Here is a 3,694-nt window from a genome sequence, read left to right as displayed (position 1 = left end):
GTCCATGCCCGTCCCCTCCAAGCGCGTCCCGTCCATGCCCGTCCCATCGGCGCCCGTCCCGTCGGCGCCCGTCCTGCCCGTGCCCGCCCGGCCGGCACCCGCCGCCTCCGGGGCGCCGAGGAGCGCCTGCCAGCGGTGCCCGGTCAGCTCGGGCACGCTGCGCACCAGCAGGTGGGCGGCGAGGTAGCGCTCCAGCGGGCGGACGTCGCAGATCGCGAGCAGCCGGTACAGGCCGTTGGTGCCGGTCCGGTTGATCAGGTAGTCCGGGCGGCGCCACATCGCGCCGTCGGGGTCGCTGCGGTGCAGCAGTCGGTGGAACTCGCTGTAGCGGGTGCGCAGTTCGGCGTTCCAGCGTTCGGCGGTGGCCCGGTCGCCGAGGGCCTCGGCGCGCTCCCGGTACGCGGCGTGGCGGCCGCCGAGGTCCGCTCCGGCCGCCAGCCGCCGCTCGGCGAGGCTCCAGGCGGTCACCGACCAGTGCGCCCAGTCCCGCTCCCAGTCGCGCGCCCCGCCCTCGGTGATCCGGCCCACCAGCGCCGTGACCGCCCGGCCGGTGCGCTCCCAGTGGCGCTCGAAGCCGGCCCGCAGGCCGCCGTCCGGGTCCTCGTGGACCAGGAAGTCCTCCAGGTGCGAGAGCACCGAGTAGTGCGCGCCGACCAGCCCGTCCGGGTGCGCGGTGGCGTGCGTCGCGAGCGCCGTCACCACCAGCTGCACCCGCGCCCGCGGTGTGTCACCGTGCGCGCCGAGGAAGTGGCAGGCCGAGTCCAGGGCGGGCAGGCCGGTCCGCAGCAACTCCTCGCGCAGCTCGGCGGATTCGGCGCCGATCAGGGACCGCAGGGCGTGTTCGGCGGACCGGTCGACGGGCGCCGCGACGACGGTGTTGTCCGGCACCAGCGGCCCGTACGGCGGCGCGACCAGCTCCGCCCGTCCGGCGGCGGCGGCCTCGGCGAGCAGCTGCTCGTCCGACCGGTCGGCGACGGAGGGGTGGGCGGCCGCCCACGCCCGCAGCGCCTCGGCGGACCGCTGCGCCGCCCGGGGCACCCGCGCCTCGGGACCGCGCAGCCGCAGCCGCAGGTGCGGCCCGTACCGCCAGTGCCGCTCGACGTGGGCGGCCAGCCCCTCGGCCGCCGCCCGCCGGGCCAGCGGCAGGACGGCTTCGCGCAGCGCGCGGGCCTTGTCGGGTCGGTAGTGGTACAGGACCACGTCCCAGGCGGTCACGGCCCCCTGGCCGTCGGCCGGGTCACTCATCGGGCGCCTCCTCGGCGAGGGCGGTACGGGCGGTCCGGACGGAGTCGCGGGCACCGGCCCCCGCCGCGCCGGCCCGGCCGGGCCGGTAGGTCTCCACCACGAGTTCCACGGCCCGGGTCGGCTCCCGCTGCCCCGCGATGGCCGGCAGGGCCTCCTCCAGCACCGCGCCGCGCGGGTGCCGGGCGAGCCACTTGGCGAGGTGCCGCAGGTGCAGCGGGTTGCCGAGGTCGACGGGCTGCGGCTTGGGGGCGCGCAGGTGGGCGACGAAGGCGTCGGCGGGCGTGCCCGCGCCGTCGGCGGCGGCCGGTGCGGGGTGGAGGAAGAGCTGTTCGGGCAGGCCGAGCCTGGCCCGCCAGCGGGCGACGGCCGAGGCCGGGACCCCGTCGGGGCCCGGGTCGGCGGCGAGTTCGGCCCGCAGGGCGTCGAGCACCCCGGCCGGCAGCTGCCAGCGGCGGCGAGCGAGGACGACGTGCCGGTGGCGCAGCCGGGGGGTGCGCAGCACGCTGCCGCCGGGCGCGGCGAGGGTGGTGCGCGGGAGCATCGGGCGGAAGTCGACGACCCCGTTGGGGTGGTCGGCGAGCAGCGGGCCGAGCCGCCGGGGCAGCATGACCGGCGCGAGGAAGCCCAGGTAGAGGACGTCGAGCAGCTCGCCGGTGCCGCGCAACCGCAGCCGCAGCTGGTCGTCGGCCGGGTCGTGGACGAGGTCGAGGTCAGCCTCGGCGAGGCTGGCCCACCGCCGGTCGGGGCCGATCTCGTCGGCGAGCAGCCGGGGGTGCAGGTTGGCGTTGAAGCCGCCGACCGGCCGGACCTGGGCGGCGCGGGCGTCGGCGCCGAGCCCGGAGCGGAGCTGCCGGGTGACCTCGGCGGCGGCCCGCGGGGGCAGGCCGTCGAGGAACCGGCTGGTGAAGCGCCCCCAGCCGCCGTAGACGTGGTTGACGCACACCAGGCCGTCCACGGGGTCGCGTTGGAGGAACCAGGAGTAGCTGAGCGGCCGGGCCGCCGTCCAGTGGGGCAGCCGGGCGGCCAGGGCGCGGACCCGCTCGGCGGGGAGCACGAGTTCGCCGTCCAGCTCCGGGAGGTGGGCGAACTCCTGGCGCAGCAGGGCCAGTTCGTCCGGAAGATCGGTGTCCGCCCAGGCGTCCGCCGCGTCGGCGCCGAAGTCCCAGGGCGCGTCGCACACCCCGCCCACGCCGTAGCGGGCGACGAAGCGGTCCCGGGCCGCCCGGCGCATCAGGTGGCCGTGGTCGAACAGCTCGGCGAGCGCGGTCAGTTCGCCGAGCGCCGTACGGTCGGCCGCGCTCAGTCGGGGTCGCGGCGGGGCCGGCGCGTGGACGTCCTCGGCGAGGACGCTGAGCGGCGCGGCCTCGTCCGGCACCGGCCGTCCGGCGTCGGCCAGCAGCCGCCGCCAGTGCTCGGCGAGGGCGGCCAGCAGGGCGGGGCGGCGCTCGCCCGGGGTCGTCACCAACGAGCGTGTCGTCAGGTCGAGTTGGTCGATCCGGTCGGCCAGTGCGGCGTCCTCCGGCCACTGCCGCAGCCAGTCGGCCAGGCTCCGGAGCGGCCGCCGGTCCTGCGGGTCGACCGGCTCGGTGGGCACCAGCAGCCGGGCCGTCACCAGCCGGCCCACGAAGCGGTGCGCGGCCGGGTCGTCGCCGGGGCGCCCGAGGGCCTCGGCGAGCCGGGCGGCGAGCCGGTCCGGCCGGTCCGGGGTGGCCGCGAGCGAGGCGAGCAGGGCCAGTTCGGGCCGAGCGGCGAGTTCGACCTCCTCCTCGCGGGTGACGAGGTAGCGCCCGCCCGCGAACAGCGTCTCGGCGCGGGCGTAGCGGGCCCGGCCGTCGGCGACCCGGGCGGCGCTGGTCATCCGGTGCGGCAGCGTACGGCAGCGGCGGGGGTCGTCGAGCAGGGCCTGGACGAGCGCGGCGACCAGCGCGCGGTTCTCCCGGACGACCGCGCGCGGGCCGTTCGCCGCCTCCTCTGCCTCCGCGTCCTCCGCCGTCACGTCGGAGGCCCAGCCGACGGCGGTGAACCAGGACAGCGGGCTGGTCTTGGCGGTGGCCCGCAGCGCGTGCCGCAGGACGGCCGCCTCCTCCTTGCGGGCCCGGCCGCGCGGCTCCCCGGTCGCGCCCGCCGTGTTGGCCACCGCGCGCAGCAGGTCGGCGCTGGTGAGCGCGACGGCCCGGGTGAAGGCCGGCTCCCGGCAGATGCCCGCCAGGGAGGCCCGTTCGGCGGCCAGGGCGGGCGGGACGGCATCGGCGAGCGCGGACAGCAGCCGGGCCCGCAGCCGTCGCAGCTCCAGCCACTCGGCGAGGCGGGGGACCCGGCGCGGCAGGTCGCCGAGCCGGTCGAGCAGCGCCGCCCGCGGCGGGCGCCCGTTGTGCAGGTCGCGGCGGAGCGGCAGCACGACGCGGCGGTGGAACCCCTCGTCGTGCCCGGCCCGGCTGGCGTACAGGTC

1 protein-coding gene and 1 pseudogene are annotated in these 3,694 nt (G+C 78.7%); both read right to left on the bottom strand.

Annotated elements, in window-relative coordinates; genetic code table 11:
• Positions 1–1,245: pseudogene (locus ACFU6K_RS33745) on the bottom strand (hypothetical protein); the annotation flags it as partial.
• A partial coding sequence (locus ACFU6K_RS33740) for a lantibiotic dehydratase (RefSeq protein WP_380669593.1) occupies positions 1,238–3,694 on the bottom strand: 2,457 nt, incomplete at its 5' end. The pseudogene ACFU6K_RS33745 and the gene ACFU6K_RS33740, both read right to left, overlap by 8 nt.

Origin of the sequence: Kitasatospora sp. NPDC057512, from assembly GCF_042802135.1 — a bacterium.
Classification (GTDB): Bacteria; Actinomycetota; Actinomycetes; order Streptomycetales; family Streptomycetaceae; genus Kitasatospora.
The sequence above is the reverse complement of the archived record's forward strand: the minus strand, read 5'-3'. Positions and strand labels throughout refer to the sequence as shown.